Source organism: Streptomyces sp. NPDC034099 (genome assembly GCF_055575415.1).
Window position 1 is genome coordinate 809529 of the sequence record NZ_JBVISR010000001.1, and the last position, 25731, is coordinate 835259.

General features: G+C 72.2%; 23 protein-coding genes and 1 riboswitch. Of the genes, 16 read left to right on the top strand and 7 right to left on the bottom strand.

The genetic code is table 11. From position 1 onward, the window contains the following. Positions 1-4 precede the first annotated feature (4 nt). The 6 genes from ACZ56V_RS03815 to rarD all read left to right on the top strand — a co-directional run bounded on the left by ACZ56V_RS03815 (position 5) and on the right by rarD (position 7826). Positions 5-1372: a sensor histidine kinase gene (locus tag ACZ56V_RS03815; protein ID WP_468938918.1), complete on the top strand. Its 1368-nt coding sequence runs from the start codon at positions 5-7 to the stop codon at positions 1370-1372. Between the two features lie 327 nt (positions 1373-1699). Next, the gene (locus tag ACZ56V_RS03820) at positions 1700-2359 is read left to right on the top strand and encodes a response regulator transcription factor (protein WP_007443820.1); all 660 of its coding nucleotides are present in this window, start codon (positions 1700-1702) and stop codon (positions 2357-2359) included. Between the two features lie 270 nt (positions 2360-2629). Next, positions 2630-4567, top strand: coding sequence for a 2-oxoacid:acceptor oxidoreductase subunit alpha (locus tag ACZ56V_RS03825; protein ID WP_468938921.1), 1938 nt, complete (start codon positions 2630-2632; stop codon positions 4565-4567). Then, positions 4560-5618: a 2-oxoacid:ferredoxin oxidoreductase subunit beta gene (locus tag ACZ56V_RS03830; RefSeq protein WP_398912236.1), complete on the top strand. Its 1059-nt coding sequence runs from the start codon at positions 4560-4562 to the stop codon at positions 5616-5618. The genes ACZ56V_RS03825 and ACZ56V_RS03830 overlap by 8 nt, the downstream gene beginning before the upstream one ends. Before the next feature lie 158 nt (positions 5619-5776). Further along, the gene (locus ACZ56V_RS03835) at positions 5777-6631 is read left to right on the top strand and encodes an SDR family oxidoreductase (RefSeq protein WP_468938924.1); all 855 of its coding nucleotides are present in this window, start codon (positions 5777-5779) and stop codon (positions 6629-6631) included. Between the two features lie 139 nt (positions 6632-6770). Beyond that, a complete protein-coding gene (rarD, locus tag ACZ56V_RS03840; protein ID WP_398912234.1) occupies positions 6771-7826 on the top strand; it encodes an EamA family transporter RarD in 1056 nt (351 codons plus the stop codon). Positions 7827-7847: 21 nt separating this feature from the next. On the opposite strand, the gene ACZ56V_RS03845 is transcribed toward rarD, so the two are convergent. Beyond that, a complete protein-coding gene (locus ACZ56V_RS03845) occupies positions 7848-8492 on the bottom strand; it encodes a CGNR zinc finger domain-containing protein (RefSeq protein WP_468938927.1) in 645 nt (214 codons plus the stop codon). Between the two features lie 21 nt (positions 8493-8513). Here ACZ56V_RS03845 and ACZ56V_RS03850 point away from each other — a divergent pair, with 21 nt between their 5' ends. Then, a complete protein-coding gene (locus tag ACZ56V_RS03850; protein ID WP_468938929.1) occupies positions 8514-8984 on the top strand; it encodes a VOC family protein in 471 nt (156 codons plus the stop codon). 166 nt (positions 8985-9150) lie between these two features. Further along, the gene (locus tag ACZ56V_RS03855) at positions 9151-10116 is read left to right on the top strand and encodes a M28 family metallopeptidase (RefSeq protein ID WP_398912231.1); all 966 of its coding nucleotides are present in this window, start codon (positions 9151-9153) and stop codon (positions 10114-10116) included. A gap of 68 nt (positions 10117-10184) precedes the next feature. Here ACZ56V_RS03855 and ACZ56V_RS03860 read toward each other — a convergent pair whose 3' ends face one another. The 5 genes from ACZ56V_RS03860 to ACZ56V_RS03880 all read right to left on the bottom strand — a co-directional run bounded on the left by ACZ56V_RS03860 (position 10185) and on the right by ACZ56V_RS03880 (position 16303). Beyond that, the gene (locus ACZ56V_RS03860) at positions 10185-11516 is read right to left on the bottom strand and encodes a tetratricopeptide repeat protein (protein WP_468938931.1); all 1332 of its coding nucleotides are present in this window, start codon (positions 11514-11516) and stop codon (positions 10185-10187) included. Between the two features lie 206 nt (positions 11517-11722). Next, the gene (locus ACZ56V_RS03865; protein ID WP_468939363.1) at positions 11723-12631 is read right to left on the bottom strand and encodes an ABC transporter permease; all 909 of its coding nucleotides are present in this window, start codon (positions 12629-12631) and stop codon (positions 11723-11725) included. Between the two features lie 16 nt (positions 12632-12647). Next, complete coding sequence (locus ACZ56V_RS03870) at positions 12648-13631, bottom strand: ABC transporter ATP-binding protein (RefSeq protein ID WP_104632465.1); 984 nt, start codon at positions 13629-13631, stop codon at positions 12648-12650. A gap of 52 nt (positions 13632-13683) precedes the next feature. Next, positions 13684-14922, bottom strand: a complete 1239-nt coding sequence (locus ACZ56V_RS03875) for a LolA family protein (protein WP_467382441.1) — start codon at positions 14920-14922, stop codon at positions 13684-13686. A gap of 370 nt (positions 14923-15292) precedes the next feature. Continuing rightward, positions 15293-16303 (bottom strand): polyprenyl synthetase family protein, encoded by a 1011-nt coding sequence (locus tag ACZ56V_RS03880; RefSeq protein ID WP_356366325.1) that lies wholly within the window; start codon positions 16301-16303, stop codon positions 15293-15295. A gap of 767 nt (positions 16304-17070) precedes the next feature. Next, positions 17071-17227, top strand: a riboswitch (cyclic di-AMP (ydaO/yuaA leader). 1 nt (position 17228) lies between these two features. On the opposite strand from ACZ56V_RS03880, the gene ACZ56V_RS03885 reads away from it, so the two are divergent. Continuing rightward, entirely contained in the window at positions 17229-17720 is a 492-nt protein-coding gene (locus ACZ56V_RS03885) for a transglycosylase SLT domain-containing protein (protein ID WP_356366323.1), read from the top strand. A gap of 23 nt (positions 17721-17743) precedes the next feature. Here the strand turns inward: ACZ56V_RS03885 and ACZ56V_RS03890 are convergent, their stop codons facing one another. Then, the gene (locus ACZ56V_RS03890) at positions 17744-18553 is read right to left on the bottom strand and encodes an HAD family hydrolase (RefSeq protein WP_356366321.1); all 810 of its coding nucleotides are present in this window, start codon (positions 18551-18553) and stop codon (positions 17744-17746) included. A 386-nt stretch (positions 18554-18939) separates the two neighbouring features. Between ACZ56V_RS03890 and fahA the strand changes: the two genes are divergently transcribed. The 7 genes from fahA (at position 18940) to ACZ56V_RS03925 (ending at position 25726) form a co-directional block, all read left to right on the top strand. Beyond that, positions 18940-20166: a fumarylacetoacetase gene (gene fahA, locus ACZ56V_RS03895; RefSeq protein WP_467382445.1), complete on the top strand. Its 1227-nt coding sequence runs from the start codon at positions 18940-18942 to the stop codon at positions 20164-20166. Between the two features lie 268 nt (positions 20167-20434). Continuing rightward, on the top strand, positions 20435-21373 hold the full coding sequence (locus ACZ56V_RS03900; protein WP_398912227.1) for a M56 family metallopeptidase: 939 nt from the start codon (positions 20435-20437) through the stop codon (positions 21371-21373). A gap of 173 nt (positions 21374-21546) precedes the next feature. Continuing rightward, positions 21547-22335 carry a GntR family transcriptional regulator gene (locus ACZ56V_RS03905; protein ID WP_356366315.1) on the top strand — a complete coding sequence of 263 codons (789 nt, stop codon included), beginning with the start codon at positions 21547-21549 and terminating at the stop codon, positions 22333-22335. A 41-nt stretch (positions 22336-22376) separates the two neighbouring features. Continuing rightward, complete coding sequence (locus ACZ56V_RS03910; RefSeq protein WP_030145386.1) at positions 22377-22604, top strand: 4Fe-4S dicluster domain-containing protein; 228 nt, start codon at positions 22377-22379, stop codon at positions 22602-22604. A gap of 14 nt (positions 22605-22618) precedes the next feature. Then, entirely contained in the window at positions 22619-23983 is a 1365-nt protein-coding gene (locus ACZ56V_RS03915) for an ABC transporter substrate-binding protein (RefSeq protein WP_468938939.1), read from the top strand. After that, positions 23980-24876, top strand: a complete 897-nt coding sequence (locus tag ACZ56V_RS03920; protein ID WP_468938942.1) for an ABC transporter permease — start codon at positions 23980-23982, stop codon at positions 24874-24876. The genes ACZ56V_RS03915 and ACZ56V_RS03920 overlap by 4 nt, the downstream gene beginning before the upstream one ends. Next, the gene (locus tag ACZ56V_RS03925; RefSeq protein WP_468938945.1) at positions 24854-25726 is read left to right on the top strand and encodes an ABC transporter ATP-binding protein; all 873 of its coding nucleotides are present in this window, start codon (positions 24854-24856) and stop codon (positions 25724-25726) included. The genes ACZ56V_RS03920 and ACZ56V_RS03925 overlap by 23 nt, the downstream gene beginning before the upstream one ends. Positions 25727-25731: the final 5 nt, after the last annotated feature.

Below are 25731 nucleotides of genomic sequence, written 5' to 3' on the forward strand. Positions count from 1 at the left end.
ACCGATGGCCACGGAATACGGACAGGGTTACGGGCTCGGGAACGGGTCCGGCTTCCCCGGGGACACCGGTACGCGGCACCACCGGCTGCCGGCCGGACTGCGGGCACCGTTCGAGGCGCGCAGCTGGCGGGAGTTCGGCTACGTGCTGGTGGGTCTGCCGGTCGGCATCCTGCTCTTCACGTACGCCGTGACGATGGTGTCGCTGGGGGCGGGCCTGCTGGTGACGTTCCTGGGGGTGCCGGTGCTGGCGGCCGCACTCGCCGGGTGCAGGGGCTTCGGGGCGATGGAGCGGGCCCGGGCCCGCGCCCTGCTGGGGCTGCGGGTGTCCGACCCGGAGCCGCTGCGGCTGAGGAAGCAGGGCGCGATGGGCTGGATGGGGGCCGTGCTCAAGAGCGGCACCTCCTGGCGGAGCCTGCTGTACGCGGTGCTGCAGTTCCCGTGGGCCGTGTTCTCGTTCGTCGTCGCCCTGAACGTGTGGGCGCTCGGGTGGGCGATGCTGACGTACCCGCTGTGGTTCTGGGTGTTCCCGGCGTACGCCGGCCAGGACGGGCTCCAGCTGTACGGCGACGAGACGCACCGGATCTACCTGGACAACCCCTTCGAGATCACCGTGACCGCGCTGGTCGGTCTGCTGTTCACCCTGGCGACGCCATGGCTGGTGCGGGCGCTGACCACGGTGGACCGGGTCATGGTGCACGGGCTGCTCGGACCCTCGCGGCTGGCGACGCGGGTCGTGGAGCTGGAGTCGGACCGGGGGGTCGTGGTCGACACGGCCGCGGCCGACCTGCGGCGCATCGAGCGCGACCTGCACGACGGGGCACAGGCCCGACTGGTCGGCCTCGCCATGGACCTGGGCCTGGCCAAGGAGAAGCTGAAGGAGGACCCGCGGGCCGCGGCCGTCATGGTGGACGAGGCCCACGGCGAGGTGAAGACGGCGCTCCAGGAGCTGCGGGACCTGGCCCGGGGCATCCACCCGGCGGTGCTGACCGACCGCGGTCTGGACGCGGCGCTCTCCTCGGTCGCCTCGCGCTGCACCGTGCCGGTGCGGGTGGAGGTCGACCTGGCGGAGCGGCCGGCGTCGGCGATCGAGGGCATCGCCTACTTCACCGTCTCGGAGCTGCTCCAGAACATCAGCAAGCACGCGCGGGCCACGTGGGCCGCCGTGGAGGTGTGGCGGGTGGAGAACCGGCTGATGCTCCAGGTCGTGGACAACGGCGTGGGCGGCGCGCAGGCGTCGGCCGGGTCCGGGCTGGCTGGTCTGGCGGAACGGCTCGACGCGGTGGACGGCATCCTCGTGGTGGACTCGCCGGCCGGAGGCCCGACGCGGATCACGGCCGAGCTGCCGTGGCGGAACGAGCCGGTCACCGGCTGATCCGCACGGGGGCGGCGCCGCCCCCGGTCCTGTGCCGCTCAGCCCTCGAACGGCACGGGACCGCGCGGTACGGGCCGAGGGGCTCGGGCCGAGGGACATCGCGGCGGCCCGGCAACGGCCCGGTGGCGTGATCGAGAACCGGCCATCGGATGGCCGAACGCGGCCTGACACCCACGACTTCCCGTTCTCTTCCCGTTGCCCGAGGGCGTCCGGCCCCGGAAGCTGGAATGCTGGACCCGTCGCACGGACGGTTCGTGGACGCGGCGTGGGCCGCGCGGACCGCGCAGGTGCACGGGCTGTGGGGGGCCGAAGATCGTGGAGGACAGGGTGCGGGTGGTCATCGCCGAGGATTCAGTGCTGCTCCGAGAGGGGCTGACCCGGTTGCTGACCGACCGCGGGCACGAGGTCGTGGCCGGTGTCGGCGACGGTGAGGCACTGATCAAGACCATCACCGAGCTGGACGCCCAGGGCGAGCTGCCGGACGTCGTGGTGGCGGACGTGAGGATGCCGCCGACGCACACCGACGAGGGGGTGCGGGCCTCGGTGCGGCTGCGCAAGGCGCATCCCGGTCTCGGCGTGCTGGTGCTGTCCCAGTACGTGGAGGAGCGCTACGCGACGGAGCTGCTGGCCGGTTCCAGCCGGGGCGTCGGCTATCTGCTCAAGGACCGGGTGGCCGAGGTCCGGGAGTTCGTGGACGCCGTGGTGCGCGTGGCACAGGGCGGTACGGCGCTGGACCCGGAGGTGGTCGCGCAGTTGCTCGGCCGCAGCCGCAAGCAGGACGTGCTGGCGGGGCTCACCCCGCGAGAGCGGGAGGTGCTGGGGCTCATGGCCGAGGGCCGGACGAACTCGGCGATCGCCCGACAGCTCGTCGTGAGCGACGGGGCCGTCGAGAAGCACGTCAGCAACATCTTCATGAAGCTGGGTCTGTCCCCGAGCGACGGTGATCACCGCAGGGTGCTCGCCGTGCTCACCTATCTCAACTCCTGACATCACCGGCCCACGCCTCGGAAGCACCGGCGGGCTCGGCGGCGCGGACGCTCATCCGGACGTATGAGAAACCGGAGGGTGGGCGGGGTGCGTCCTCCACGGTGCCGGGGGGCGGGAAAGCCGTGGGATTCCAGGGCTGTGGGCCATCTCGAAGTCGTGTCCATCATGCGAATGTCCACCGGAAGTCATGGCGTGCGGACGTAGGGTTGATCCTGGGACGGTCGGTGGGAGACCAGTCCCCGGACAGCCGTCCCTAGGGAGGTCCAGTAAGTGACCAGCCAGGTCAGCAGCCCAGCGGAGCAGGCCGACGGTACCGACGAGTCCGTCGTGGGAGCGCAGCGCAAACCGGTCGGGGCGAAGGACGTCCGCCGGCTGGACCGAGTGATCATCAGGTTCGCGGGGGACTCGGGCGACGGGATGCAGCTCACCGGCGACCGTTTCACCTCGGAGACGGCGTCGTTCGGCAACGACTTGTCGACGCTGCCGAACTTCCCGGCCGAGATCCGGGCCCCCGCCGGCACCCTGCCGGGCGTCTCTTCCTTCCAGTTGCACTTCGCCGACCACGACATCCTCACGCCGGGTGACGCACCCAACGTGCTGGTGGCGATGAACCCGGCCGCGCTGAAGGCGAACGTGGGTGATCTGCCGCGCGGCGCCGAGATCATCGTGAACACGGACGAGTTCACCCGGCGGGCGATGCAGAAGGTCGGCTACGACACCTCTCCGCTGGAGGACGGCTCCCTCGACGGGTTCCACCTGCATCCGGTGCCGTTGACGACGCTGACCGTCGAGGCGCTCAAGGAGTTCGACCTCAGCCGCAAGGAGGCCGAGCGCAGCAAGAACATGTTCGCGCTCGGGCTGCTGTCGTGGATGTACCACCGGCCCACCGAGGGCACGGAGAGGTTCCTGAAGTCGAAGTTCGCGAAGAAGCCGGACATCGCCGCCGCCAACATCGCGGCCTACCGCGCGGGCTGGAACTTCGGTGAGACCACGGAGGACTTCGCGGTCTCCTACGAGGTGGCGCCGGCGGCGACGGCGTTCCCGCCCGGCACCTACCGCAACATCTCCGGGAACCTGGCCCTGGCCTACGGCCTGATCGCCGCCTCCCGGCAGGCGGATCTGCCGCTGTTCCTGGGCTCGTACCCGATCACCCCGGCGTCCGACATCCTGCACGAGCTGTCCCGGCACAAGAACTTCGGCGTGCGCACCTTCCAGGCGGAGGACGAGATTGCCGGGATCGGTGCGGCGCTGGGGGCGGCCTTCGGCGGGTCGCTGGCGGTGACGACGACGAGCGGTCCGGGGGTGGCGCTCAAGAGCGAGACGATCGGGCTCGCGGTGAGTCTGGAGCTGCCGCTGCTGGTGGTGGACATCCAGCGCGGCGGCCCGTCGACGGGTCTGCCGACCAAGACGGAGCAGGCCGACCTGTTGCAGGCGATGTACGGGCGCAACGGCGAGGCGCCGGTCCCGGTCGTCGCCCCGCGCACCCCGGCCGACTGCTTCGACGCCGCCCTGGAGGCCGCTCGGATCGCGCTGACGTACCGGACGCCGGTCTTCCTCCTGTCCGACGGCTACCTGGCCAACGGCTCCGAACCGTGGCGGATCCCCGAGCAGGACGAGCTGCCCGACCTGGCGGTGCGGTTCGCGCAGGGCCCGAACCACACGCTGGACGACGGCACCGAGGTGTTCTGGCCCTACAAGCGTGATCCGCAGACCCTGGCCCGTCCGTGGGCGGTGCCGGGCACGCCGGGTCTGGAGCACCGGATCGGCGGCATCGAGAAGCAGGACGGCACCGGCAACATCTCCTACGACCCGGCCAACCACGACTTCATGGTCCGCACTCGGCAGGCCAAGGTCGACGGCATCGAGGTCCCCGACCTGGAGGTCGACGACCCGGACGGCGCGCGGACCCTGGTGCTGGGCTGGGGCTCGACGTACGGGCCGATCACGGCGGCGGTGCGGCGGATCCGCAAGGAGGGCGGCCGAATCGCCCAGGCCCACCTGCGCCACCTCAACCCCTTCCCGGCCAACCTCGGCGCGGTGCTGAAGGGGTACGACAAGGTGGTGGTCCCGGAGATGAACCTCGGGCAGCTCGCCACCCTGGTCCGGGCGAAGTACCTGGTCGACGCCCAGTCGTACAACCAGGTCAACGGCATGCCGTTCAAGGCGGAACAGCTCGCCACCGTCCTGAAGGAGACCATCGATGGCTGACACCAACGCACTGCTCCAGCTCGTTCCCAGGGCCGAGGGCAAGCAGTCCATGAAGGACTTCAAGTCCGATCAGGAAGTGCGCTGGTGCCCCGGCTGCGGCGACTACGCCATCCTCGCCGCTGTGCAGGGCTTCATGCCCCAGCTCGGCCTGGCGAAGGAGAACATCGTCTTCGTCTCCGGCATCGGCTGCTCCTCCCGCTTCCCGTACTACATGAACACCTACGGGATGCACTCCATCCACGGCCGCGCCCCCGCCATCGCCACCGGCCTCGCCGCCTCCCGCCGGGACCTGTCCGTGTGGGTCGTCACCGGTGACGGCGACGCGCTGTCGATCGGCGGCAACCACCTCGTCCACGCCCTGCGCCGCAACGTCAACCTCAAGATCCTGCTGTTCAACAACCGGATCTACGGCCTGACCAAGGGCCAGTACTCCCCGACCTCCGAGGTCGGCAAGATCACCAAGTCGACGCCGATGGGGTCGCTGGACGCGCCCTTCAACCCGGTCTCCCTCGCCCTCGGCGCGGAGGCGTCCTTCGTCGCCCGGACCGTCGACTCGGACCGCAAGCACCTCACCGAGGTCCTGCGGCAGGCCGCCGAGCACCCCGGCACGGCCCTGATCGAGATCTACCAGAACTGCAACATCTTCAACGACGGCGCCTTCGACGCCCTCAAGGACAGGGAGCAGGCCGAAGAGGCGGTGATCCGCCTGGAGCACGGGCAGCCGATCCGCTTCGGCGCCGACAGCGCCAAGGGCGTCGTACGCAACCCGCGCACCGGCGATCTGGAGGTCGTCACCGTCACCGCGGGCAACGAGGCGGACATCCTGGTCCACGACGCCCACGCCGCGTCCCCGACCACGGCCTTCGCGCTCTCCCGCCTCGCCGACCCGGACACCCTGCACCACACCCCGATCGGCGTCCTGCGCTCCGTCGAGCGGCCGGTCTACGACACGCTCATGTCCGACCAGCTCGACACCGCCGTCGAGCAGAACGGCAAGGGTGACCTCGCCGCGCTGCTCGCCGGCAACGACACCTGGACGGTCGTCGGCTGACGGGCCGCCGTTCACAGCACACAAGGGCCCGGGCGGGAGGCGTCCGGGCCCTTTGCCTTACCTGGAGGTAAGTCCATTACTTCAAAGTAGGCACTTTCCATCAGTTAGCGCAGCGCCTAGGGTTAGTGGCACCACACCCCCCAAGGAGCACTGAAGCCATGAGCATCGTCGTCACCGGAGCCACCGGACACCTCGGCCGCCACGTCGTGCGGCAACTGCTGGAGAAGGTGCCGGCCGACCAGGTCACCGCCGTCGTCCGGGACCGCGAGAGGGCCGCCGACCTCGCCGCCCGCGGCGTACGGCTCGCGGTCGCCGACTACAACTCCCCCGAGACCTTCGACGACCTGTTCGCGGCCGGCGACCGGGTGCTGCTGATCTCCGGGAACGAGTTCGACAAGGGCCGCGTGCGGCAGCACACGATCGTCATCGACGCGGCGAAGAAGGCCGGCGTCGCCCTGCTCGCCTACACCAGCGCCCCCAGCAGCCTCAAGGCCGCGCTCGCCGACGACCACCGCGCCACCGAGGAGGTGCTGGTCGGTTCGGGCGTGCCGTACGTGCTGCTGCGCAACGGCTGGTACCACGAGAACTACACCGAGCAGCTCGCCCCGGTCCTGGAGCACGGCGCCGTCGTGCAGGCGGCCGGCGAGGGCCGGGTCTCCTCCGCCTCCCGCGCCGACTACGCGGCCGCCGCCGTCGCCGTACTGACCGGCGAGGGCCACGAGAACACGGCGTACGAGCTGGGCGGCGACGAGGCCTGGAGCTTCGCCGAGTACGCCGCCGAGCTGAGCCGGCAGACGGGCAAGGAGATCGTCTACAACCCCGTCTCCATCGAGGACTACACCGGCATCCTGACCGGCGCCGGGGTGCCCGGGCCGCTCGCGGACGTCTTCGCGGGCGTGGACGCCGCCATCGCCAAGGGCGAGCTGGTCGTCTCCACCGGCGACCTGTCCCGACTGGCCGGCCGCCCGACGACGCCGCTCGCGGAGGCCGTCGCCGCCGCGCTCAAGGGCTGACCTCCGCCCTCACCGGCCCCCCTCCCGCCTGTCATGACCGTATTCCGATACGGGCATGACAGGCGGCCGGGTGCGGCGTTACCTTCGTCCTGGCATGCCTCCCCGTCCCCGGCATGCCGTGTGCGAGAAGGAGGTGCCCGTGGCCGGGTCGTCCAGGAGTGATCAGCGAATAGGCCTGCTGAACGGCTTCGCGGCGTACGGGATGTGGGGTCTCGTCCCGCTGTTCTGGCCGCTGCTCAAGCCCGCCGGGGCCGGGGAGATCCTCGCCCACCGGATGGTGTGGTCCCTCGCCTTCGTCGCCGTCGCCCTGCTCTTCGTACGGCGCTGGGCCTGGGCCGGCGAGCTGCTGCGGCAGCCGCGCAAGCTCGCCCTGGTCACGGTCGCCGCGGCGGTCATCACCGTCAACTGGGGCGTCTACATCTGGGCCGTGAACAGCGGCCACGTCGTCGAGGCCTCGCTCGGGTACTTCATCAACCCGCTGGTCACCATCGCGATGGGCGTGCTGCTGCTCAAGGAGCGGCTGCGGCCCGCGCAGTGGGCGGCGGTCGGCACCGGCTTCGCGGCCGTGCTCGTCCTCACCATCGGCTACGGCCAGCCGCCGTGGATCTCGCTCTGCCTCGCCTTCTCCTTCGCCACCTACGGACTGGTGAAGAAGAAGGTCAACCTCGGTGGCGTCGAGTCGCTGGCCGCGGAGACGGCGATCCAGTTCCTGCCGGCGCTCGGATATCTGCTGTGGCTGGGCGCCCGGGGCGAGTCGACCTTCACCACCGAGGGGCTCGGGCACTCGGCCCTGCTCGCCGCGACCGGCATCGTCACCGCGATCCCCCTGGTCTGCTTCGGCGCGGCGGCGATCCGCGTACCGCTGTCCACGCTGGGGCTGCTGCAGTACCTGGCGCCGGTCTTCCAGTTCGCGCTCGGCGTCCTGTACTTCCACGAGGCCATGCCGCCCGAGCGCTGGGCGGGCTTCGGGCTGGTCTGGCTGGCCCTGACGCTGCTCACCTGGGACGCGCTGCGCACGGCCCGGCGGACCGCGCGTGCGCTGCGGGAGCAGTTGGACCGGACGGGCACGGGCGTAACGCCGGTCAAGGCGGACGCCGTCGCGCGCGAGTCGGGGGTGGTGGCCGCCGGGACCCCGGTGACCGATTCCACCGACGCGCCCCAGCAGCAGCACGGCACCAGGGCGGGGCAGCCGTAGCGGCACCTCGTGAGGACCGGGTCAGTGCTCGTTCGGCGCCCGCCGGGCGCGGTGGGCACGGACCTTCTCCCGGTTGCCGCAGTGTTCCATCGCGCACCAGCGGCGGCGGCCGGGACGTGAGGTGTCGACGAACAGCAAGTAGCAGGTGTGGGCACCGCACTCGCGGATGCGGTCCGCGTACGGACCGGTGAACAGCTCGATCGCGTCGCGCGCCACGGTCGACAGCAGCCGGGACCCGTCGGCGCCCGGGGCCCAGCCGCGCGTGCCGTCCGGTTCGAGCCGGGTGACGAGCGGGGGCGCGGCCGCGGCGGCGTTGACGACGTCCAGGTGGGCGGGGCGGAGCGGTCGCCCGTGGGCGCGGTCCGCGGCGAGGAGGAAGAGGGCGTCGCGCAGGGCCCTGGCCCGTTCCACGTCCGTCCGGTCCACCGACAGGTCCAGCCCGTCCGGCAGCCGGCTCTGGCCGGCCCAGGTCATCAGGTCGGCGGGCTCGTGCAGCACCTCCCAGCGGGCGAAGGCGCCCGGCCCTCCCGTCGGCAGCAGTTCGAGGCAGAGCGCACCCGGGTCGAAGCGGTACGACGTGCCCTGGGACGACACCAGCGTCAGTCCGGGGGGACGGCCCGGGGCCGACTTCGGCGATTCCGGCGATTCCGCTGCCCGCTCGGTCATGCAACCAGTATAAGTGGTTACATGGCATCGACCTCAAGACCGGCTCCTCTGCACGTCAAGATCGTCATCGACGCGGGCGCCCCGCACGCCCAGGCGGACTTCTGGGCCGCGGCCCTGCACTACGAGGTGGAGGACAACAGCGCGCTCATCGAGAAACTGCTGGGCTTCGGGGCGGTACCGGCGGAGTTGACGGTCGAGTCCCACGGCCGCCGCGCCTGGCGGGACCTGGCCGCCGTGCGCCATCCCGACGACCCCTTCCAGGAGGAGAGCGGCACCGGGCTGGGGCGGCGGCTGCTGTTCCAGCGCGTGCCGGAGGCCAAGACGGTCAAGAACCGGGTCCACCTCGACGTGCACGCGCCGGACGGCCGGCGCGAGGAGGAGGTCGCCCGGCTCCAGGCGCTGGGGGCGAGCGTGCAGCGGCAGGTGAAGGAGCCGGGCGGGGAGTGGGTGGTGATGACGGACCCCGAGGGGAACGAGTTCTGCGTCCACTAGGACCGGCCGGGCACGACAGGGGCCGACCGGGCCGCTTCCGGTATGTGTGACACCGTGGCCGAATAGCGGTCTTGACGGGCGGTCAGTCCCGCCCGCACCATCCAGGCACCCCATTCACTGCGGAGTCCCCACCCCAGGGACCCCCTAGGAATCCGGAGCCCCCCACATGAAGCTCCTCCTTTCCGGGCGTGCGCTGACGGCCGGAGCCGTCGCCGTCGCCACACTGGTGACCGGCGGTTCCGCCGCGGGCGCGGCGACCGCGCCCGCGCACCCCACCGCCTCTGCCACCGCCGCTGCCGCACCCGACATACCGATAGCCAACGTCAAGGCCCATCTCTCGCAACTGCAGTCGATCGCCACGGCGAACGGCGGCAACCGCGCCCACGGCCGCGCCGGCTACCAGGCCTCGCTCAACTACGTGAAGGCCAAGCTGGACGCGGCCGGATTCACCACCCGCGTCCAGCAGTTCACCGCCTCGGGCCGCACCGGGTACAACCTGATAGCGGACTGGCCGGGCGGCGACGCGAGTCAGGTTGTCATGGCCGGGTCACATCTGGACAGCGTCACCTCCGGGCCCGGCATCAACGACAACGGCTCCGGCTCCTCGGCCGTCCTGGAGACCGCGCTCGCCGTCGCCCGGTCCGGGTACCAGCCCGCCAAGCACCTGCGCTTCGCCTGGTGGGGCGCGGAGGAGCTGGGACTCGTCGGCTCCCGCTACTACGTCAACAGCCTCGGCTCCGCCGAGCGCGCGAAGATCAGCGGCTATCTGAACTTCGACATGATCGGCTCGCCCAACCCCGGCTACTTCGTCTACGACGACGATCCCACGATCGAGAAGACCTTCAAGGACTACTTCGCCGGTCTGGGCATTTCCACGGAGATCGAGACCGAGGGCGACGGACGCTCCGACCACGCGCCCTTCAAGAACGCGGGCGTCCCCGTGGGCGGTCTCTTCAGCGGCGCGGACTACCGCAAGACGTCCGCGCAGGCGGCCAAGTGGGGCGGCACCGCGGGCCAGCCGTTCGACCGCTGCTACCACTCGTCCTGCGACACGACCGCCAACATCAACGACACCGCCCTGAACCGCAACAGCGACGCCATCGCGTACGCGGTCTGGGAACTGTCGCAGTAGGACGGACGGGCCCCCGGCGCCGGTGCCGTCAGGGCGGGAGGGCCCCCACTGCGCCCTCCCGGCCGGCGTCAGCCCGCCTGGGCGCCGACGCGTCGGGTGAGGCGGCCCATGCGGGCGCGGGCGGAGCGCAGTTCCTCGGCGTCCTCGGCGGCCGGGCCGTCCTCGGCGGCGAGCTCGTCCCACAGGCCGACCAGGTCGTCCCCCAGCTCCAGGCCCCGTGCGGGGTCGCGTACGGCACGCCAGGCGGTCGCCGCGCTCTGGACGTTGCCGTACGCGGCCTCGGCGTCGCCCGAGCGCCGGTGTATCCGGGCGAGGTCGAGGGAGAGCTGGAAGGCCCGGTCCGGATCGCCCGACAAGTAGGCGATGTACGCCGTGAGTTCACGGAGCCGGAGGACCTCGGCGTGCTCCGGTCCCAGCGTCCGCGAGGCCTCCGTCACCGTCTCCTCCGCCAGCCGCGCCGCGACCTCCGTACGCCCCTCCTTGACGGCCTCGTTGATGCGCAGCGTCGGCTCCGCGAGCAGGGCGGGGGCGGTGACGTCGCCGGGCGCGGTGAGCGGGGCGTCCCCGAGCACGGCCTCGGCCACGGCGTCGAAGCCGCGGGCCGGCGTGGGCTTGGGGTCGGGATCGGAGTACGCGCCGGGGCGGGGGCCGAGGTCGGGGACGGAGGCGGTTTCCGGCTCGGCGGCGGGGGCGTGGGTCGGCTCGGGGGCCCGTACCGGTGCCGGGATCGGCTCCGGTATCGGAACCGGAACCGGTAGGGGTGCGGGTGCGGGAGTCGGCTCCGGCGCGGTGGCGAAGGGGCCGGGTGTCGGCCGCGGCCCCGTGTCCTGCAAGGTGCCGGCCGTGGAAGCGGCGTCCATGCGGGGCGGCGGCCCGAACTCACCCGCCGGCGGCGCCACCGTGCCGGGTGGCGTGCTCCCGGCCGGTTCCGGCAGGGCGCGCAGCGTGAACGTCGGCGCACTGTCCCGGACCGGCGCCACCGCGCGCAGGACGTGCGTGAGCCGGTCCTGCGGTACGGGTGCTTCCGCGGGCGCCTCCACGGACGCCTCCGGAGGCGCCTGCACCGATGCCTCCTCGGGTGCCGTCGGCACCGGTTCCGCCGCGAGGTGGCTGGAGCCGTCCGGATCGACCCGGAGGGGAACGGAGTAGCCGAGGCGACGGTCGTGGATCGTGGCGAGGACGGGGTGACCGGCGGCGAGGGCGAGGCGGTGGAGGCGGTTCAGGACGGCGTTCTGGATCTCCTCGCCCGGGGCGGCGACGACCGGTGAACCGTCGACCGTGGCCCCGCGTGCGCCGAAGTCGCCCTCCGGCACGCGGACGTCGATCGGCGTCGTCGCGGGATCGGGCGAGCCCTCGGCGCGCTCGTGCTCCCGCTGTTCGTCGCGGCCGAGTCGAGACATCGTTCCCCCACTCATCGGCGGCTTCCGTCGGCGGTTCCCGTTCCCTGCCGTCCAGAGCCTGTCATGCCTGTCTTACACCTACCGTCGAGTCTCTCCGCTCGCTCCCGGTTCTCGCGTCACCGGGGTGTCACAGGCTCGTTCCAGGAGGTCACGCCGCCCGGAGGCGTCGTTCGCGCGGTTCGCGTACGAGGAGGCGGAGGCCGGGGCTACGCGGTGATGTCCTTGGTCGTGAACCGGGCCCAGGCCGCCGAGCCGAAGACCGCCGCGTAGAGGGCCTGGAGGCCGAGGTTCTTCACCAGGTCGTCCCAGTAGACCGGTTCGCGCATCACGTCGGCGAAGGAGAGCCAGTAGTGCGAGAAGAAGTACGGCTGGAGGGCGTCGAGCTGCGGGATCTGGTCGAGGATCTGGACGGTGATCAGCAGTCCGACCGTGGTGGCCATCGCCGCGATGCCGCTGCTCGTCAGGGTGGAGACGAACAGGCCCAGAGCCGCGATGCCGACCAGTGAGGCGGCCACGACGAGGGCGATCAGCAGCGCCCGGCCCAGGCCCTCGGCGTAGGTGATCCGGGTGCCGGAGATGGTGATCAGGTCGCCGACGGGAAACAGCAGCGCGCCGACCGCGAGCGCCGAGACCGCGACCACCAGGGTGGCGGCGAGGCAGAAGGCGATCACCGTCGCGTACTTGGTGAGCAGCAGCCGGGACCGGCCGGCCGGGGCGACCAGGAGGTAGCGGAGCGTGCCCGCGCTCGACTCGCCCGCGATCGCGTCGCCCGCTACGACGCCGATGGCCATCGGCAGGAAGAACGGGAGGGTGGCGGCGAGCGCGGTGAAGACCAGGAACAGCCCGTTGTTGCTGACCTGCGAGATGAAAGCCGGTCCCGCGCCGCCACCGCCACCGCCGCCGGGCGAGGACCCGTCGCTCGTCTCGATCTTCACGGCGATGCCCACCAGGACCGGTACGGCGGCGAGCACGGCCAGCAGGGCGAGGGTGCGCCAGCGCCGGAAGGTGGTCAGCAGCTCGCTGCGGAGCAGCCCGAGGGACCACAGCGGACCCGGCTTCCGCGCGGCAGCCGGGTCCGGCGCCGCCCGCGACGCCGTGACCTGGGGCTCCCCCATCGGCTCGTCCCGCACATCAGCCCGCGACATCGAAGCCCTCCCCGGTCAGCGCCACGAACGCGTCCTCCAGCGAGGCCCGTTCCAGCACGAAGCCCCGGACCCGGACCCGGGCCGCGACCAGGGCCGCGTTCACCTCGGCGAGGTCGCGCTCCGGCGGCTCGGCCGTCACCCGGTCCCCGTCGACGACCACGTCCGCGGCCCCCTGCTCCTTCAGCACCCGGGCGGCCTCGCCCGCGTCCGGCGTGGTCACCACCAGCCGGCCGCGCGCCCCGGCCGCCAGGTCGGCGACCGCGCCCTGGGTGATCAGCCGCCCCTGCGCCATCACGGCGGCGTGGGTGCACACCTGCTCGATCTCGTCCAGCAGGTGGGAGGAGAGGAAGACGGTGGTGCCGTCGGAGGCCAGTTCGCGCACGAGGGTGCGGATCTCACGCATGCCCTGGGGGTCGAGTCCGTTGGTCGGCTCGTCCAGGACGAGCAGGCGGCGCGGCTGGAGCAGCGCCGCGGCGAGACCCAGCCGCTGCTTCATGCCGAGCGAGTACGCCTTCGCCTTCTTGCCGCCGGCGGCCGCGAGGCCCACCCGGTCCAGCGCCGCCGCGACGCGCTCGCGCCGGGTGCGGGGGTCGGCGGTCGGGTCGGCGGCGTCGTAGCGCAGCAGGTTGTCGCGCCCGGAGAGGAAGCCGTACAGGGCCGGGCCCTCGATGAGGGCGCCGACCCGGGGCAGTACGGCGCGGGACGCGCGCGGCATGGGCCGGCCGAGGACCCGGGCGCTGCCCGAGGTGGGTTCGATCAGCCCCATCAGCATGCGGATGGTGGTGGTCTTGCCGGAGCCGTTGGGCCCGAGGAAGCCGAAGACGCTGCCCGCCGGGACGGTCAGGTCCAGACCGTCGACGGCGAGCTGTCCGCCGCGGTAGCGCTTGGTGAGCGCGCGGGTGGCGATGACGGCGTCATCCGCGCTCTCCTGGTCCGGGCGCTCCGGTTCCGCGGCGGACGGTTCGGCCATCGGCTCCCTCTTTCGTCCTCTTCGCCGTACGGGTGGGGATGCTGCGCAGGTCCTACTGGGCGGCGTCGGCCGCCTTCACCAGCGCGTCCTTGGTGACCGCACCGGCGTAGACCTTGCCGTCGTCCGTGATCAGGGCGTTGACCAGGCGGGTCTTGAAGACCGTACCCGAGCCGAAGTCGCCCTTGACCTGGTCGCCGAAGGAGCCGAGGAAGCCGCCGAGGTCGCCGCCCGCGGACGGCGTGGGCAGGCCGCCCCCGGCACCGGTGTCGAAGGTGGCGATCGAGTTCCAGCCCTCGCCGACGACCTTGAGGCCGTCCATCCCCTTGGCGAGGTCGCCCTCGGCCTCGCGCCCGTGCTCGGGGGCCTCGGCCCGCTTGCCGGCCTCGTCGCCCTCGGTGACCTTCGCGCCCTCGGGCGGCGTGAAGTCGAACGTCGACGCGTCCGGCTTCGCGAAGCTGACCTTGGTGAAGCCCACGTCCACGACGGCGGCGCCTCCGCTCGCCGGGGTCAGGGTGAACTTCAGCGGGGTGCCGGTCTCGGCGTCCACGGCCACGGTGATCGCGCCGACCGTGGAACCGTCCTGCTTGGGCTCGACGACCAGGCGGTAGGCGTCCCGGCCCGCCACCTGCGCGGTGCCGCCGACGGTCACGGACGTGGTGTCGTCGATCGACTTGAGCGCCTTGTCGGCGAAGTCCTTCGGGGTGGCCGGCACGTCCTTGCCCGGCGCGTCCTTGCCCGGCCGCTCGGCGCTGTCGGCGGCGGTGGAGTGGTAGACCTCGTTGGACCCGCTGTCGTAGCCCCAGACGTCCTTGCCGTTGTGGATCAGGCTGTACTCGGCGGCGTTCTCCAGCAGGGAGAGCTTCTGCCGGTCGGGGCCGTCGGCCGCGACGCGCAGCGTGTGGCTGCCGGACACCAGCTCGGTGAGCTTGGCCGACGGGTCGGCCGCGGAGCCCTCGCCGTCCCCACCGGAGCCCGGACTGCCGGACATTCCGGACATCAGGCCGCTCTCCAGCCCGCCAAGGTCCGGCAGACCCAGGTCGGTGTTGATGCGCACGGTGCCGGACAGCTGCTGGACGTCCGACTTGGCGATCTTCTCTATGAGCTGCTCCGCCGTGACCTTCGGCAGGTCGGGGTCGCCGGAGTCGGCGAGCGCGGGGACGAGCCCGATCGTCGCGGCCGCCACTCCCATCACCGCGACCGGGACGACGTACCGTGCGGCCTTGCGCCGTCCGGCCCGCAGCTCCTCGCCCTCCCCGGCGGTCGTGTTGTCGTCGGAATCGATCGGTGCCATGTGTGCCCTACCTCCGTCGTCGGCGGCGGCTGTCTCGCGACCTCGCACTCGTTCACCCGTGAGCCGCCATTCTCACCCGAATCGGTGAGGATTGGTGTTTTCCGTGGTGTCCATCTGACCAAATCACCGGAGCACAAGCGTCAGACCGCGGGCTCAACTCCGCCTACTCCTGCGGGATGACACGGAGGGGTGACGGCTCCCCCGGCCCGTAGGGGCGGCTGTACGCCACCCGGCAGCGAGCGGTCCCGCGCGTGACGCACGTCACGGCCAGGACGCGGCGGGTGACGCACGACAGGAGACACACGCCAGGCGGCAGGAGACACGCGCCAGGCGGCAGGCGAGGGACGGCGCGCAACGGACCGCGGAGTGGTCAGCCGGCCCGGTGGACCACCGCGTCGCACAGCTCGATCAGCGCGGCCTTCGCGTCGCACTCCCGCAGCGGGGCCAGCGCGGCCCGGGCGTCCTTGGCGTACCGGACGGTGTCCTTGCGGGCCTGCTCCAGCGCGGGGTGGGCGCGCAGCAGGCGCAGCGCCTCGGCGTGCCGCGCGTCGTCGCTCAGGTCGGAGTCGAGCAGCTCGCACAGCGCGATGTCCTCGGCGAGCCCCAGCCGGGCCGCCCGCTCGCGCAGCCGCAGCACGGGCAGGGTGGGGATGCCCTCGCGCAGGTCGGTGCCGGGCGTCTTGCCGGACTCGTCGGAGTCGGAGGCGATGTCCAGGACGTCGTCCGCGAGCTGGAAGGCGACGCCGAGCCGCTCGCCGTACTGGGTCAGCACGTCCACCACCGTCTCGTCGGCACCGGACATCATCGCGCCGAACCGGCAGGAGACGGCCACCAGCGAGCCCGTCTTGCCGCCCAGTACGTCCAGGTAGTGGTCGACCGGGTCGCGGCCGTCCTGCGGACCGGCCGTCTCCAGGATCTGACCGGTGACCAGTCGCTCGAACGCGAGGGCCTGGACGCGGACCGCCTCGGGGCCGAGGTCGGCGAGGATCTGCGAGGCGCGGGCGAACAGGAAGTCGCCGGTGAGGACCGCGACCGAGTTGCCCCAGCGGGTGTTCGCGCTGGGCACCCCGCGCCGCACGGCGGCCTCGTCCATCACGTCGTCGTGGTACAGCGTGGCGAGGTGGGTCAGCTCCACCACCACGGCCGAGGGCACGATCCCGGGGGCATAGGGGTCGCCGAACTGGGCCGAGAGCATCACCAGCAGCGGACGGAACCGTTTCCCGCCGGCCCGCACCAGGTGCTGGGCGGCCTCCGTGATGAACGGCACCTCGCTTTTGGTTGCCTCAAGCAACCCTTCCTCGACAGCAACCAATCCGGCCTGGACATCGGCTTCCAGAGCCTGGTCCCGCACGCTCAGCCCGAACGGCCCGACGACGGTCACGAGGGGTCTCCTGTCTGCTGGTGTCTACTGGCGATTACCTGGTTTGTCGATAGGTCGCTGCCACCACTCAAGTCAGCGTATCCGGTCACGTTTCGATCACCGCTAGCGCCCACCGTTACAGGCCGGTCGGTATCGGATCATGAACGGTATGTTTTTGATCAGGTGATATGAGCAGATTTTGATTGATGTCGCCAGAGGAGATGAGCCGGACCCGGCGGGCGAACGGGCCGGAAGCCGCCACCGAAGATCCCACCACTCCTCCCAACGGCCCGCACTTCGAGAACGTCACCCAATCGACACACGCGCCCGCACCGGTCCACACCCGCCCACCCACGCCGGTCCACCCACACCCGTCCGCACCGGTCCGCGCACGCCCGTCCGACGGGCGCGGCAGACACCTCCCCGGCCACCCACCCCCTCCCGCTTCCCTCCTCCCGCCGCTCGACACCCGAAGCCCTCCCCACCGGCGGCCGGTTGGCGCACGGTTGAGTTGAATGCCCGTTTTGCCGCGCTTGTTGAGGCCAGTGAGTTGGCTCACTCCGGACCGGCCGCAGGCAACCCCGCCCGAACCTGTGCCCTCCCTTTGCCCCGCAAGCCAGTTGGGACTTGGCAACAGCAAAGGATCAAGACCCTCAAACACCTCAGACCAAGGTCAACAGGCACTTGGGGTGATTCCTGCACTTGTTCCGGACATGTGCTCTCGCATACGTTCCCGGCCTGTCGGGCGGACGCCGAATCCTGCCACCGCCCGTCGCACAGTCATCCACCCAACAAACTCGCCGGCAGGAGCGGGGGACCCAGGTAAGTCGCCGCACCGGTCACCACCGGAGCGGCTCGGGGTGAAGCCGTACCCGTCGAGGGCGCGGCCGGGCACCTCCCCGCCCGAACCCGACAGCTCACCTCGTAGGCGTAAGGAGAGGGACACATGTCTGCCAACGGTCAGAACCGTCACGCCCGCACCGGCCGCCTCGCCCGCAAGCTCGCGGTGGCCGGCACCGGTGCCGCGGTGCTCGCGCTGCCGCTCATCGGCGCCGCCACCGCATCCGCGGCCACCCCGGCCGCCGCCACGACCGCCACCACGGCGGCCACGACGTACCCGGACAACCTCGACGGCTGGATCCGCGAGTCACTCGACATCATGGCCCAGCACGGCATCCCCGGGACCTACGAGGGCATTCACCGCAACATCATGCGGGAGTCCTCCGGCAACCCGCTCGCCATCAACAACTGGGACATCAACGCCGTCAACGGCACCCCGTCCAAGGGGCTGCTCCAGGTGATCGACCCGACCTTCCAGGCGTACCACGTGCCCGGCACCTCCTGGGACCCGTACGACCCGGTCGCCAACATCACCGCCGCCTGCAACTACGCGGCCGACCGCTACGGCTCGATGGACAACGTCTTCAGCGCGTACTGAGCCGTACGCCGCCTGAGCCTCGCCTAAGAGGTACCGAAGATCCGCTCGAGGACGACGGCCACGCCGTCGTCCTCGTTCGTCGTGGTGACCTCGTCCGCCACCGCCTTGAGTTCGGGATGGGCACCGGCCATGGCGACGCCGTGGGCCGCCCAGTGGAACATCGGGATGTCGTTGGGCATGTCCCCGAAGGCGATCGTCCGCCGCCGGTCGAGGCCCAGGTGCTCGGCGGCCAGCGCCAGGCCGGTCGCCTTGGTGATGCCGCAGGGCTGCAGCTCCACGGTGCCGGGCCCGGACATGGTGACCGTCGCGAGGGAACCGACCACCGCGCGCGCCGTCGTCGCCAGTTCGTCGTCGGTCAGCTCGGGGTGGCGCAGCAGCACCTTGCTGATCGGCGTGGACCACAGCTGCTCGCGCCGCTCGACGCGCACCGCGGGCAGCGTCGGGTGGGGCATCAGGTAGCCCGGTTCGATGAGCGTCAGCCCGTCGACGCCGTCCTGGTCGACGGCGGCGTGCACCTGACCCACCTCGGCCTCGATCTTGCCGAGCGCGGTCTCGGCCAGCTCCCGGTCCAGGGTGACCGACCACAGCATCCGGTGCGCCCCGGCGTCGTACACCTGCGCGCCCTGCCCGCACACCGCGAGTCCCGCGCGGCCGAGCCGGTCGAGCAGGGGGCGCACCCGGGGGGCCGGCCGCCCCGTCACGACCAGGTGCCGCGCACCCGCCCCGGCGACCCGCGCCAGCGCGGCCAGCGACCGGTCGGAGACGGTGTCGTCGCCGCGGAGCAGCGTGCCGTCCAGGTCGGTGGCGACGAGTGAATATGCGGTGCGGTCCATGATCAGAGAATACGGACACCGCACTCCTCCGACTCACTCGTGACCGCTTCCGAACGAGGGCGTAGCGAGTGCGTTCGAAGCGGAACGAGGATGCACGGGGACGCCCGATCGTGTCCGAAATCTGACAGATCATCGGCTAAGGCCGGTTGAGGGGTCTGTGCACCGGTTGGCAACAGCATGGCCCGCTGCCCCGTGGGGTACGCCGTCCCTCCCGGCACCCGTCGGGGGTCACCCTGTTCACACCACCACGTCAAGATCCCGTCCCGGGCGCCGCCGCCTTCGGTCGCACTGCCCAAGACCGGTGGGTCAGCCGTAACGTGTGGCCCGACCACGCAGACACGGCGCGCACGGCGCACATGGCGAGCACGAAAGCGAGGCAGCACCTGATGCCCCCCTTCGATGTCCCCGAGGGCGACCCCTTCGGTCCGCACAACCTTCCGTACGGCGTGTTCTCGATCCCCGGCTCGCGCGACCGGACGGTGGGCGTCCGGCTCGGCGACCACGTCCTCGACGCGGGCGCGGCGGCCCACGCTCTCGGCTCGCCGTACGCGTCCCTGCTCGCGCGGCCCACCCTCAACCCGCTGCTGGCGGCCGGGCGGACGGCGTGGTCGGACGTGCGGCGCGCGCTGACGGCGTGGGTGACGGTCCCCTCCCACCGCGAGGTTCTGGAGCCGCTCTTCCATCCGCTGTCGTCGGTGACCCTGCACCTGCCCTTCGAGGTCGCCGACTACGTCGACTTCTACGCCTCCGAGAACCACGCCCGCAACGTCGGCCGGATCTTCCGCCCCGACGCCGCCGACTCCCTCACCCCGAACTGGAAGCACCTGCCGATCGGCTACCACGGCCGCTCCGGCACGGTCGTCGTGTCCGGCACGGACGTCGTACGCCCGTCGGGGCAGCGCAAGGCACCGGCCGACGCCGCTCCCGTCTTCGGCCCGTCCGTCCGCCTCGACATCGAGGCCGAGGTCGGCTTCGTCGTGGGTGTGCCGTCCGAACCGGGCAGCCCGGTGGCGCTCGGCGACTTCCGCGAGCACGTCTTCGGGCTCTGCCTGCTCAACGACTGGTCCGCGCGGGACGTCCAGGCCTGGGAGTACGTGCCCCTCGGCCCGTTCCTCGGCAAGTCCTTCGCCACGTCGGTGTCGGCGTGGATCACCCCGCTGGACGCGCTGGAGGAGGCACGGGTGGCGCCGCCCGAGCGCACGCACGAGCTGCTGCCCTACCTGGACGACACCCACGACGACCAGGACGGCCCCGGCGGCTACGACCTGCGGATCTCCGTCGCCCTCAACGGCCACGTCGTCTCCGAGCCGCCGTTCTCCACCATGTACTGGACGGCCGCCCAGCAGTTGGCCCACATGACGGTCAACGGCGCCTCGCTGCGCACCGGCGACCTCTACGGCTCGGGCACGGTGAGCGGGCCGACCGAGCGGGAGCGGGGGTCGCTGCTCGAACTGACCTGGAACGGCCGCGACCCGCTGGAACTGCCCGACGGCAAGCGGACGTTCCTGGAGGACGGGGACGTGGTGACCCTCTCGGCCTGGGCCCCGGGTCCTGACGGGGTCCGGGTGGGGCTGGGAGAGGTGACCGGGCGGGTGGTCGGCCGGGACGTCTGACCGGGCCCGGGACGGCCCCCGGCGGCGCGTGCGGCGGTCCGTGCGGCGGTCCGTGCGGCGGTCCGTGCGGCGGTTCGTGCGGCCGGGAGGCTCCCTCCGACCGGTCGGTGGGGGCACGCATTCCGGAACCGGTGCCCGCCGACACCTGACTCGCACCGCCCGGCCCCGTCATACTGGCGTCGGGCGGTGTCCGCGCACGGCCCGGTCCAGCACAGCCCCTGTACAGCCAGAGCCGCCCATCCTTCGACCAGGATCCGGAGCCAGTGGCATGACCGTCTGCCTGCTCCTGCTGTTCGTCGTCGCCGTGACCGCCGCGGTGCCGGTGCCGCGCGCGCTGACCCGTTCCGCGTGGCCCGAGCGGGACCCCGTGGTCGGCCTGTGGGTGTGGCAGTGCCTGGTCGCCACCGTGCTGCTGTGCTGTCTGACGGCACTGGTTCTCGGTGCCGCGGCGGTCTTCGGGACCGTCCGCGCCCAGCTCTTCGCACCGGCGCCGCCCGCGGTGACCGCGGCGTACAACCTCTCCGCCGGCCCGGTCTGGGCGGCCCTCCTCACCCTGCTGCTGGCGGCCGGCGCCGCCTGGACGACCGCGATGCTCGCGCGTGAACTCGTCGAGGCCCGCCGCCGGCGCGCCCGGTCCCGCGCCCATCTGCGCGAGCGCGCCCCCGACCTGCCCGCCGGGCTCCCCGCCGCCCGCGGACCGCTGCTGGTCCTGGAGGACGAGTACCCGGACGCCTGGTGGATGCCCGGCAGCCCGCCGCAGCTGATCGTCACCACCGGCGCCCTGCACCGCCTCACCGACCACCAGCTGGACGCCGTCCTCACCCACGAGCGCGGTCACGCCCGGGCCCGCCACGACTGGCTGCTGCACCTGTCGACCGCCCTGGCCACCGGCTTCCCGAGTGTTCCGCTCTTCGCCCACTTCTGCGACCAGACCCACCGCCTGGTCGAGCTCTCGGCCGACGACACCGCCTCCCGGCGCTGCGGCCACCTGACCACCGCGCTGGCCCTGATCGAGCTGAACCAGCACCGCGGGGTCCTGTCCTGCGCCTCCAGCCACCGGCTCCTCGGCGAACGGGTCGACCGCCTCCTGGAGCCCCGGCCCCGTCTGCCCCGCCGCCACCGCGCCCTGACCACGGCGACAGCGGCCCTGGTCCCGCTCCTCCCCCTCCTGATCACCTTCGCCCCGGGTCTGACGGCCTTGGCGTAACCCCGCAGCCGCGGACACCCACCCCCGCACCCGGCGCCCCGGTGAGAGCCACGGTGGCAGAACTCCCCCGCCCTGGACGGAAACCCCAGCTCACCCCCACAACCGGCGGAGCCCCAGGTGGCGCAACATTCCAGCAACACCACTAATCCCACTGGATAGGTATGGTTCCAGCCATGCCGCCCACCGCACGCATCCGAGACCACGCCGGCCAGGGCGCGACCACCGTCGCCGCCCACCGCACGCGGCGTCGGCTGCGCGCCGACCGGGCCCGTCAACTGGCCGACCTGCTCCGCCGCCAGCTCCTCGACGACGCCTTCCCCGACGGCACTCTCCCTCACGAGGACACCCTCGCCGCCGACTACGACACCACCCGCAACACCGTCCGCCTGGCGCTCGACCTGCTGCGCGCCGAAGGGCTCGTGGCCCGCCGGCCCGGGATCGGCACCGTGGTCGTGGCCCGCAAGTACGCCCACGGGCTCGACCGGCTGATGGGCCTCGCGGAGACCCTGCACGAACACGGCCGCGTCACCAACGAGGTCCGCACGACCGTCCCCGTCCCGGCTCCCGCCCCGGTCGCCGAACGCCTCCGCGTCCCGCCCGGCGCCGACGTCCTCTACATCGAACGCCTGCGCCGCCTCAACGGCGTCCCCCTCTCCCTGGACCTCACCTACCTCCCCCTCGACATCGGGACCACGCTGCTCGGCGCGGACCTGGAGAACACCGACGTGTTCCGTCTCCTGGAATCCGTCACCGGCCGGCCGCTCGGCCACGCCGAGATCACCCTGGAGGCCGTCACCGCCGACGCGCACTCCGCCGCCGTACTGGAGGCACCGCGCGGCACGGCGGTCCTCATGCTGGAACGGCTCACCCACCTCGCCGACGGACGCCCCGTCGACCTGGAGTTCGTCCGCTTCCGCGGCGACCGCATCGCGATGAGCGGCCTGCTGCACCGGTCCCTGTGACCCGCTGAACCCCCTTCCGCGCACCCTCCCTGGAGACAGCCATGCCCTTGGCGCCCCAGCGGGCCGACGTGCCCGTGACCATCGACGAGTCGAAGTGCATCGAAGGCTGCACGCTCTGCGTCGACATGTGCCCGCTGGACTCCCTCGCCATCGACGAGCGCAACGGCAAGGCGTACATGCACGTCGACGAGTGCTGGTACTGCGGCCCGTGCGCCGCCCGCTGCCCCACCGGGGCGGTCACGGTCAACATGCCCTACCTGCTCCGGTGAGAGGCCGACTCCCCATGAAGGCGAAACGCACCCCGCTCCCCGTCACCGCCGCTGCCGCCGGGGCCCTGCTCCTCTCCCTCACCGCCTGCGGCGGCGACGCGTCCGCCGACGGGGACGGCTCCACGGTCACCGTGACCGTCGGCTACCAGTCCAGGACGATCAACACGGTCACCGCCGGCACCCTCCTGCGCTCCCTCGGCTACTTCGAGAAGCAGCTCAACTCCCTCGGCGACGGCATCACCTACAAGGTCGACTGGCAGGACTACGCGACCGGCGCGCCCATCACCGCCCAGATGACCGCCGGGAAGATCGACATCGGCTCGATGGGCGACTTCCCGCTGCTCATCAACGCGGCCCGCGGCAAGCAGCTCGGCAAGCCGACCCGTCTGGTCTCGGTCACCGGCTACAACCTCCGCGGTGGCCTCAACACCATCGTCGTCGCACCCGGTTCTCCACTCACCTCCCTTGAGGACCTCAAGGGCAAGAGGGTCTCGACGAGCGTCGGCTCTGCCGCCGACGGCACCCTCGTGCGCGCCCTGCAACGTGCCGGTCTCAACCCCGCCGAGGACATCGAGAAGCTCAACCAGCAGCCCGCCGTGGGTGCCTCGGCCCTGGACGCGGGAAGCGCGGACGCCCTGTCGCAGTTCGTCGCCTGGCCCGGGCTGCTCGCCCACCAGGGCAAGGCGAAGGCCCTGTACGACGGAGCGCAGCTGAACCTGCCCACCTTCCACGGCGTCACCGCCGTCGAGGACTTCGCGAAGCGGCGCCCCGCCGTGCTGGAGGCGTTCCTGAAGGCCCAGACGCAGGCGACCGACTACCTGGACGCGCATCCGGTGGCCGCCGCGGAGAAGGTCGCCAAAGCCACCGGCCTGCCCGCCGAGACCGTCTACCTCTACAACGGCGCCCAGGGCATCGCCACCTTCGACCCGGCGGTCAAGCCGCAGCTCGTCGAAGCCCTCAAGGAGGACGTCTCGATCCTCAAGGACGCGAAACTCACCGGCGACGTGGACGTGGACGCCTTCGTCGACGACCAGTACGTGAAGAAGGCGCTCGGCCCGACCGAGTACGCCGAGCGACTCGCCGCCACGCCCCCGGAACCGGCCGGCGAGGTCTGGCCCGAGGGCGCCGAGAAGACCCTGTCCTTCACCTCCCCCGCCGCGCTCCTGCGGCACGTGGCCGGGCATCGCGACGAGGTCCGCGCCGCCTACGTCCCCGACAGCACCACCGGCACCCTGTGGTTCGCCGACCAGGCGGTGTGGGTGGCCGACGGCGGCGACCTGCTGCCCTTCGTCGCGCCCGAGACCGCGCGGGCGTACGTCGCCGGGCACGGCGGAGCGCGCGTCGTCCCGTACGCCGAGGCACTGGAGCGGGCGTCGTGAACCGCTACGCCCGCTACGCGCTGCGGATCGCCTCGCTCGCCGTCGCCCTGGGCCTGTGGCAGCTGCTGACCGCCCAGGACATCGACCTGTGGCTGCGCTTCTCGCAGTTCCCCACCGTCACCGACGTGGCCCACACCTTCGCCGACCGGCTGGCGGGGCCCGACTACTGGACCGACCTCACCGACAGCCTGACCCGCATCCTCACCGGCTTCCTGCTCGCCGCCGTCCTGGGCGTGGCCACGGGCGTGCTGGTGGCCCGCTCGCGGCTCGCCGAGGACCTGCTCGGCCCGGTCCTCGAGGTGATCCGTCCCATTCCCGCCATCGCCCTCGTCCCCGTGGCGATCCTGCTCTTCCCCTCCAACGAACAGGGCATCGTCTTCATCACCTGCGCCGCCGCCTTCTTCCCCGTCCTGGTCTCCACCCGGCACGCGGTACGCGCGCTGACCCCCGTGTGGGAGGAGGCGGTCCGCACCATGGGCGGCGGCCGGTGGCGGGTCCTCGGCTCGGTGGTCCTGCCGGGCGCGCTGCCCGGTGTCTTCGGTGGTCTGTCGGTCGGGATCGGCGTCTCGTGGATCTGCGTGATCTCCGCCGAGATGATCTCCGGTCAGTACGGCGTGGGATACCGCACCTGGCAGGACTACACGGTCGTCGACTACCCGGGAGTCTTCGTCGGCATGGTCACCATCGGCGTGCTCGGCTGGCTGACTTCCACGGCCGTGGAACTGCTGGGCCGCCGCCTCACCCGCTGGCTGCCGCGCACGGCGTACGTCCCCACCGCCCGTCCGAAACCCGCACGGGCCGGTGCGACGCCGCCGCCCGCCCGCGCCGCCGTACGCAAGGACACCCGCGCCCATCCCGAGGAGGCACGCGATGAGCACCTCGTCCGAGACTGAGACCGGGACCGAGGCCGAGGCCGGGAACGGGACCGAGGCCGGGAGGGGTACCGAGGTCCAGGCCGGGGCCGGGGCCGATGCTGGGGCCCGACCGCCGGCCGGCGCCGGGGCGTCCGGCCGCGGCACGCGGCTCACGCTGCGCGACGCCACCCTCGGACGCCCGGACGCCGCCGCGGTGAGCGGTGTGGACGTCGACGTCTCCCCCGGTGAGATCGTCACCGTGGTCGGGCCCTCGGGCTGCGGCAAGTCGACGCTGCTGCGCACACTGGCCGGCCTGCTGCCGCCGCTGGCCGGAACGGCGGAACAGGACGGGCGTCCCGTCGTAGGCCCGGGCGCGGACCGGGCGCTGGTCTTCCAGGAGGACGCCCTCCTGCCCTGGCTCACCCTGCGCGGCAACGTCGAACTCCCCCTCGCCATCCAGGGCCTGCCCCGCACCGAACGCCGGGAACAGGCGACGGCCTGGCTGGAGCGGGTCGGCCTCGCCGCACAGGCCAGGCAGCTGCCGCACCGCGTCTCCGGGGGACAGCGCCAGCGCGCCCAGCTGGCCCGGGCGCTGGCCGGACGTCCCCGCGCCGTCCTGATGGACGAACCCTTCGGCGCCCTCGACGCCCAGACCCGCGCCGGCATGCAGGACCTGCTGGTGGAGGTGCTGCACGGCACGGGAGCCACGGTCGTCTTCGTCACCCACGACGTGGACGAGGCCCTGTTCCTGGGCGACCGCGTCGCCCTGCTCGGCGCCGGCCGCCTGACCGCCGTACGCGACGTGCCCCGCCCCCGGGACCGCGCCGCGCACGACGACCCGGCCCGCGTGGCGCTGCGGCGCGACGTCCTGACATCCCTCGGCACCTGAAAGGC